7 protein-coding genes are annotated in these 7,285 nt (G+C 58.1%); 2 read left to right on the top strand and 5 right to left on the bottom strand.

Going from position 1 to position 7,285, the window contains the following annotated elements; genetic code table 11:
* Nucleotides 1–106: 106 nt before the first annotated feature.
* From BVK86_RS14750 to BVK86_RS14765, 4 genes are all read right to left on the bottom strand, one after another.
* On the bottom strand, nucleotides 107–1,540 hold the full coding sequence (locus BVK86_RS14750) for an NAD(P)(+) transhydrogenase (Re/Si-specific) subunit beta (protein WP_075947117.1): 1,434 nt from the start codon (nucleotides 1,538–1,540) through the stop codon (nucleotides 107–109).
* Nucleotides 1,540–1,863, bottom strand: a complete 324-nt coding sequence (locus BVK86_RS14755) for an NAD(P) transhydrogenase subunit alpha part 2 (RefSeq protein ID WP_003187010.1) — start codon at nucleotides 1,861–1,863, stop codon at nucleotides 1,540–1,542. Before BVK86_RS14755 ends, BVK86_RS14750 begins: the two co-directional genes overlap by 1 nt.
* Before the next feature lie 15 nt (nucleotides 1,864–1,878).
* Entirely contained in the window at nucleotides 1,879–3,000 is a 1,122-nt protein-coding gene (locus tag BVK86_RS14760; RefSeq protein ID WP_075947118.1) for a Re/Si-specific NAD(P)(+) transhydrogenase subunit alpha, read from the bottom strand.
* Between the two features lie 435 nt (nucleotides 3,001–3,435).
* Nucleotides 3,436–4,335 (bottom strand): LysR family transcriptional regulator, encoded by a 900-nt coding sequence (locus tag BVK86_RS14765; RefSeq protein ID WP_075947119.1) that lies wholly within the window; start codon nucleotides 4,333–4,335, stop codon nucleotides 3,436–3,438.
* A gap of 157 nt (nucleotides 4,336–4,492) precedes the next feature.
* Here BVK86_RS14765 and BVK86_RS14770 point away from each other — a divergent pair, with 157 nt between their 5' ends.
* Together BVK86_RS14770 and BVK86_RS14775 are read left to right on the top strand one after the other, a co-directional pair.
* Nucleotides 4,493–5,674 carry an acyl-CoA dehydrogenase gene (locus tag BVK86_RS14770; RefSeq protein WP_075947120.1) on the top strand — a complete coding sequence of 394 codons (1,182 nt, stop codon included), beginning with the start codon at nucleotides 4,493–4,495 and terminating at the stop codon, nucleotides 5,672–5,674.
* A gap of 13 nt (nucleotides 5,675–5,687) precedes the next feature.
* Nucleotides 5,688–6,908, top strand: a complete 1,221-nt coding sequence (locus BVK86_RS14775; RefSeq protein WP_075947121.1) for a CaiB/BaiF CoA transferase family protein — start codon at nucleotides 5,688–5,690, stop codon at nucleotides 6,906–6,908.
* Nucleotides 6,909–7,024: 116 nt separating this feature from the next.
* Here BVK86_RS14775 and BVK86_RS29985 read toward each other — a convergent pair.
* Nucleotides 7,025–7,285, bottom strand: a 261-nt coding sequence (locus BVK86_RS29985; RefSeq protein WP_208609345.1) for a hypothetical protein, incomplete at its 5' end; no start/stop codon positions are given.

The raw sequence follows: 7,285 nt of genomic DNA on the forward strand, positions 1-7,285 counted from the left end.
AGCAAAACACCGTTACCGGATCGGTAACAAAGGCGCAGATTGTCTGATGTTTTGCACAAACAAAAACGCCCCGACGAATCGGGGCGTTCCAGTAGTGCCAGGTGAATTACTCGACGGCTTTAACCATGTCTTCGATGACTTTCTTGGCGTCGCCGAACACCATCATGGTTTTGTCGAGGTAGAACAGTTCGTTGTCCAGGCCGGCATAGCCGCTGGCCATCGAGCGCTTGTTGACGATGATGGTCTTGGCCTTGAACGCTTCGAGAATCGGCATGCCGGCAATCGGCGATTTCGGATCGTTCTTCGCGGCAGGGTTCACCACGTCGTTGGCGCCCAGCACCAGGACCACGTCGGCCTGGCCAAACTCGGAGTTAATGTCTTCCATCTCGAACACCTGGTCGTAAGGCACTTCGGCCTCGGCCAGCAACACGTTCATGTGACCCGGCATACGCCCGGCAACCGGGTGGATCGCGTACTTCACGGTCACGCCGCGGTGGGTCAGCTTCTCGGTCAGTTCTTTCAGCGCATGCTGCGCCCGTGCTACCGCCAGGCCATAGCCCGGGACGATGATCACGGTGTCGGCATTGGTCAGCAGGAAGGTCGCGTCGTCAGCCGAGCCGGATTTCACCGGGCGGGCTTCCTTGGCGCCTGCTGGACCCGCGTCAGCGGTATTGCCGAAACCGCCGAGCAACACATTAAAGAAGGAGCGGTTCATCGCCTTGCACATGATGTACGAGAGGATCGCACCGGACGAGCCTACCAGCGAACCGGCAATGATCAGCATCGAGTTGTTCAACGAGAAGCCGATACCCGCCGCCGCCCAGCCGGAGTAGCTGTTGAGCATCGACACCACCACCGGCATGTCGGCGCCACCGATCGGGATGATGATCAGCACGCCCATGATGAAGGCCAGAGCCAGCATCAAGGCGAAGGCGGTCAGGCTGCCGGTCAACATGAAGGTCACGCCCAGGACCAGAGTGGCAACACCAAGCAGCAGGTTCAGTTTGTGCTGACCGCTGAACTGTACCGGTGCGCCCTGGAACAGACGGAACTTGTACTTGCCCGACAGCTTGCCGAATGCGATCACCGAACCGGAGAAGGTGATTGCACCAATGGCTGCGCCAAGGAACAGCTCCAGACGGTTACCGGCCGGAATCGAGTCGCCCAGTTGCTTGACGATGCCCAGCGATTGCGGCTCAACTACCGCCGCAATGGCAATGAACACCGCGGCCAGACCGATCATGCTGTGCATGAACGCAACCAGTTCCGGCATCTTGGTCATTTCAACGCGCTTGGCCATGATCGAACCGGCGGTGCCGCCGATCAGCAGGCCGACTATTACGTAACCGATACCCGCCGTGGCCAGCTCGGCGCCCAGCTTATAGATGAGGCCAACGGTCGTCAGGATGGCCAATGCCATGCCGAGCATGCCGAACAGGTTGCCGCGACGCGAAGTGGTCGGGTGCGACAGGCCCTTGAGGGCCTGAATGAAGCAGATCGACGCGATCAGGTAGAGCGTCGTTACAAGGTTCATGCTCATTACTTCGGCGCCTCTTCTTTTACGGCTTTCGGGGCTTTTTTCTTGAACATCTCAAGCATGCGGCGGGTGACCAGGAAGCCACCGAACACGTTCACCGCGGCCAGGGCCACCGCCAGCGTGCCCATGGTTTTACCCAGTGGCGTCACGGTCAGAGCGGCAGCGAGCATGGCGCCGACGATTACGATCGCCGAGATGGCGTTGGTCACGGCCATCAGGGGCGTGTGCAGCGCAGGCGTAACGTTCCAGACCACGTGATAACCGACATAAATCGCCAGCACGAAGATGATCAGGTTGTAGATACCGGGGGAGATAAGCTCTTCCATCGTCTGAATCCCTGCTTAGGCGTTTTTGCGGATGACTTGGCCGTCGCGGCACATCAGGCACGCGGCGACGATGTCGTCTTCGAGGTTGATCTCGAACTGGCCTTCCTTGGTGAAGACCAGCTTCAGGAAGTCCAGCAGGTTGCGGGCGTACAGCGCCGAAGCGTCAGCCGCCACGGCGCCGGCCAGATTGGTCGGGCCGACAATGGTCACGCCATTCTCGACAACCACCTGGTCAGCCACGGTCAGCGGGCAGTTACCACCTTGGGCCGCGGCAAGGTCGATGACCACCGAGCCTGGTTTCATCTGCGCCACGGTTTCCGCGCTCAACAGAGTCGGTGCCTTGCGGCCCGGAATCAGCGCGGTGGTGATGACGATGTCGGCCTGCTTGGCGCGTTCGTGTACGGCCACGGCCTGGCGCTGCATCCAGCTGGCTGGCATGGGGCGTGCGTAACCGCCCACTCCAACGGCGCACTCACGCTCCTCGTCGGTCTCGTACGGTACGTCGACGAACTTGGCGCCGAGGGATTCGATTTGTTCCTTTACCGCAGGACGCACGTCTGACGCTTCGATCACCGCACCCAGGCGTTTCGCCGTAGCGATTGCCTGCAAGCCGGCAACACCGGCGCCGAGAATCAGCACGCGCGCCGCTTTCACGGTTCCTGCAGCGGTCATCAGCATCGGCATGAAGCGCGGATAGTAATGGGCTGCCAGCAACACAGCCTTATAGCCGGCGATGTTGGCTTGCGACGACAGCACATCCAGGCTCTGGGCGCGGGAAGTACGTGGCGCAGCTTCCAGCGCAAACGCGGTAATGCCGCATTCGGCCATCTTGGCGATGGTTTCATTACTGAACGGATTGAGCATGCCCACCACAACGGTGCCGCTCTTGATCAGTGCGAGCTCGCTGTCGCTGGGGGCGACTACCTTAAGGATCAGCTCTGCATCAAACGCATCGCTGGCGCTGCCAATGCTTGCGCCTGCCGCTTCATAGGCACTGTCGACAACACTGGCATTGATGCCGGCGCCGCTTTGTACAGTGACCTTATGACCCTGGCCGATCAGCTTCTTGATGGTTTCCGGGGTTGCAGCAACCCGTGTTTCACCCGTCTGGGTTTCGAGAGGAACACCAATGTGCACGTCAAATCTCCTGCGTGATCTTATTGAGTAAACCCATGCACTACGGATGGTGCGGCTGGGGCGGCCGATCAGCACGATCCCGCCAAATCAGGGCGGGGCGCGGCATTTTGCAGGCGAACTTTGTGCCCTTCAAGGGATTATGACGGGTGACGGAAAATTAACTACAAGTCACCCCGTGACCGAATGTCGCAACTGGCCGGTTCAATCCCTTGCAGGCCGCGCCTTGTAAGGATTCTGGCCGAAATTCAGGAATTTACACATCGTTCATATGAATGACGCGGCATTGACCCTAAATAGTGGCGCAAAGCCGCGTCATCAGGCGCTTGTGGGACGTTTGTACTGCTTCGTCAAACAGTTTGTGTTAATGCGACATATCCGTATATCTGTAGGGTTAAATATTTATTGACTACGGGGTCAGCTAGCGGCGCTAGGCCTCTATCCTTCTAGGCTGTAGCTATGCGCTTGATTGACCAGCCAATCTCGAAAAGCCCTTAAAGAGGCAGATTCGACCTTTCGCTCAGGAATCATCAAGTAATAGGCCTTGATGCTGGAGAGCGCCTGAGGGTTGGCGATGACCAGGCGTTTCTCGGCCAACTCGCGTTGAATCAGGAAGGGCGGAATCAACGCAATTCCCATGTCGTGCATCGCCGCTTGGGCGAGCATGGAGAATAGCTCGTAGCGCGGGCCTGTCATGTCGCGGGGGATATTCAGGTGCTGAGAGTTGAACCACTGTCGCCAGGCGTAGGGCCGGGTGGTCTGTTGCAGGAGGGGGAATTCTGCGATTTCGCTGGGAGTCAGAGTGGTCTTCTTTCCGAGTAAGACGGGACTGCATACGGGCATCGGATTCTCGCCCATCAAGCGGTGGGATTCTGTACCCGGCCAATCCGCGTCGCCGAAGTAAATCGCGGCATCGAAGTCGGTGTCGGCAAACAGGAAGGGGCGCGTACGGTTGGTCAGGTTGACCGTCACTTCCGGATGCTTGTGCTGGAAGTCTTTAAGCCGCGGCAGTAACCACTGGGTGCCGAAGGTTGGCACCACGGCCAATTCGATCACGTTGGCTCCCTGCTGGCCCATCACTGACAAGGTATCGCGCTCGACTGCGTCTAGCTGAGTGGCAACCCGGCGGCTGTAGGAAAGCCCGGCTTCGGTCAGCTTTACTCCGCGCCGTGAGCGTCGGAAGAGTTCCACGTTAAGGAACTCCTCCAGGCTGGCGATCTGTCGGCAAATAGCTCCCTGGGTCAGCGAAAGCTCTTCGGCTGCCTTGGTAAAGCTTTCGTGTCGCGCTGCCGCTTCAAAACTGATCAGGGCGGTTGTGCTGGGTATCTTCCTGCGCATGTACGTCAACCTCACTAATACATCGCCTTAAATGCGTTGAGCGACGTTTCGGAGTGAGAAATTAGCACAACAGTATGCGAAATCCTCGTTTGCCCAGAAACCGAGCCCGGCCTAGGATCAGTCCACGTTATTTGACCTGTTTCGAGAGGACACACTCATGGCCGGTAAAGCTAGCTTCAACTGGATTGATCCCCTGCTGATGGATCAACAGCTCACCGAAGAAGAACGCATGATTCGCGACACTGCTGCACAATTCGCTCAGCAGAAGCTCGCACCGCGCGTTCTCGAAGCTTTCCGCCATGAAAAGACCGATCCGGCGATCTTTCGCGAGATGGGTGAAGTGGGCCTGTTGGGGGCAACCATTCCTGAGCAATACGGTGGCAGCGGCCTGAACTATGTCAGCTACGGCCTGATTGCCCGTGAAGTCGAGCGTGTCGACTCCGGCTATCGCTCGATGATGAGTGTGCAGTCCTCGCTGGTGATGGTGCCGATCAATGAATTCGGTACCGAAGCGCAGAAGCAGAAATACCTGCCGAAGCTGGCCACGGGCGAGTGGATTGGCTGCTTCGGCCTGACTGAGCCAAACCACGGCTCCGATCCGGGTGCGATGATTACTCGTGCGCGCAAAGTCGAAGGCGGTTACAGCCTGACCGGCAACAAGATGTGGATCACCAACAGCCCGATCGCCGACGTGTTTGTGGTTTGGGGCAAGGACGATGCGGGTGATATCCGCGGCTTCGTTCTGGAGAAGGGCTGGAAAGGCCTGAGCACTCCGGCGATTCATGGCAAGGTTGGCCTGCGCGCGTCGATCACCGGTGAAATCGTCATGGATAACGTGTTCGTGCCGGAAGAGAACATTTTCCCGGATGTGCGTGGCTTGAAAGGTCCTTTCACCTGTCTCAACTCCGCGCGTTACGGCATTTCGTGGGGCGCGCTCGGTGCTGCCGAGTTCTGCTGGCATACCGCTCGCCAGTACACCCTGGATCGTCAGCAGTTCGGCCGCCCATTGGCTGCCACTCAACTGATCCAGAAGAAACTGGCCGACATGCAGACTGAAATCACCATGGCGCTGCAAGGTTGCCTGCGTCTGGGGCGCATGAAGGACGAGGGTACTGCGGCTGTCGAAATCACCTCGATGATGAAGCGTAACTCGTGCGGCAAGTCCCTGGACATCGCGCGCATGGCTCGCGACATGTTGGGTGGCAACGGTATTTCCGATGAGTTCGGTGTTGCCCGTCACCTGGTCAACCTGGAAGTGGTGAATACCTATGAAGGTACGCATGACGTCCACGCGCTGATCCTCGGTCGCGCACAAACCGGCATTCAGGCGTTCTATTAATAGGAGAACGGCCATGGGCGCGCTTTCGCATCTGCGGGTACTGGATTTATCGCGGGTACTGGCCGGGCCGTGGGCTGGGCAGATCCTCGCCGACCTTGGCGCCGAAGTGATCAAGGTCGAGCGCCCGGGTAATGGCGATGACACGCGCGCCTGGGGTCCGCCATTCCTAAAGGACGCTTATGGCGAGAACACCAGTGAGGCTGCCTATTACTTGTCAGCCAATCGCAACAAGCAATCGGTGACTATCGACTTCACGCGTCCGGAGGGACAGAGGCTGGTGCGTGAGTTGGCCGCCAAGTCGGACATCCTGATCGAGAACTTCAAGGTAGGTGGTCTGGCAGCGTATGGGCTGGACTACGAGACGCTTAGGGCGATTAATCCGGATCTGATCTATTGCTCGATCACCGGCTTTGGTCAAACCGGGCCCTATGCCAAGCGCGCGGGCTACGACTTCATGATTCAGGGGCTTGGTGGTCTCATGAGTCTGACGGGGCGACCTGAAGGCGAGGAGGGTGCCGGCCCGGTAAAAGTCGGCGTTGCGCTGACTGACATCCTGACGGGGCTCTATTCCACGGTAGCAATCCTCGCTGCGCTTGCGCACCGGGATCATGACGGTGGCGGGCAGCATATCGATATGGCGCTGCTGGATGTACAGGTGGCCTGCCTGGCCAACCAGGCGATGAATTACCTGACGACGGGTAATGCGCCGAAACGCTTGGGCAATGCTCATCCGAACATCGTGCCTTATCAGGACTTTCCTACAGCTGACGGCGATTTCATCCTTACCGTGGGTAATGACGGGCAGTTCCGCAAGTTCGCGGAGGTGGCTGGACAGCCTCAATGGGCAGATGACCCTCGCTTCGCAACCAACAAGGTGCGGGTGGCAAACCGGGCAGTGCTGATTCCGCTGATCCGTCAGGTGACGGTGTTCAAGACCACTGCTGAATGGGTGGCTCAGCTGGAGCAGGCAGGTGTGCCATGCGGGCCGATCAACGATTTGGCGCAGATGTTTGCCGATCCGCAGGTCAAGGCGCGTGGGCTGGCTATTGAATTGCCGCATGCGCTGGCGGGAATGGTACCCCAGGTGGCGAGCCCGATTCGTTTGTCCGAGACACCGGTCCAGTATCGCCATGCGCCGCCATTGTTGGGTGAACACACGTTGGAGGTCCTGCAGAGGGTCCTTGGTCTTGATGCCGGGGTGGTGGCTGCTTTCAAAGAAGCGGGAGTGCTCTGAGGGTGCCTTCTATATAGAGGCTCGATTTTGCTGTCAGTAGCGGGGGCCATTTTCGGCCCCTTCGTAACTTATTGATAGAAAACCAAAATCAGTGCTTGACGGCAGATTTCAGATGTCTATAATTCGCCCCACTTCCGGCGCAGTCGAAACGGAAAACTCCTTGGTAAACAACGAGTTACGCAGTTTTCGGCAGCAAGTAGCTTCAGGTCATCGAAGCCAGAAGGAAGTTGAAAAAGAGGTGTTGACAGCGGCGTGTAACGCTGTAGAATTCGCCTCCCGCTGACGAGAGATCGAAAGCGCAAGTGGTTGAAGTTGTTGAGGAAATCCTTGAAAACTTCTGAAAATAACCACTTGACAGCAAATGAGGCTGCTGTAGA

Origin of the sequence: Pseudomonas reinekei (assembly GCF_001945365.1) — a bacterium.
GTDB classification, from domain to species: Bacteria; Pseudomonadota; Gammaproteobacteria; order Pseudomonadales; family Pseudomonadaceae; genus Aquipseudomonas; species Aquipseudomonas reinekei.

What these genes read in the sequence shown, in the direction of transcription:
- BVK86_RS14750 (WP_075947117.1), bottom strand. Translation starts at nt 1,540, where the DNA reads ATGAGCATGAACCTTGTAACGACGCTCTACCTGATCGCGTCGATCTGC.
- BVK86_RS14755 (WP_003187010.1), bottom strand. Translation starts at nt 1,863, where the DNA reads ATGGAAGAGCTTATCTCCCCCGGTATCTACAACCTGATCATCTTCGTG.
- BVK86_RS14765 (WP_075947119.1), bottom strand. Translation starts at nt 4,335, where the DNA reads ATGCGCAGGAAGATACCCAGCACAACCGCCCTGATCAGTTTTGAAGCG.
- BVK86_RS14770 (WP_075947120.1), top strand. Translation starts at nt 4,493, where the DNA reads ATGGCCGGTAAAGCTAGCTTCAACTGGATTGATCCCCTGCTGATGGAT.
- BVK86_RS14775 (WP_075947121.1), top strand. Translation starts at nt 5,688, where the DNA reads ATGGGCGCGCTTTCGCATCTGCGGGTACTGGATTTATCGCGGGTACTG.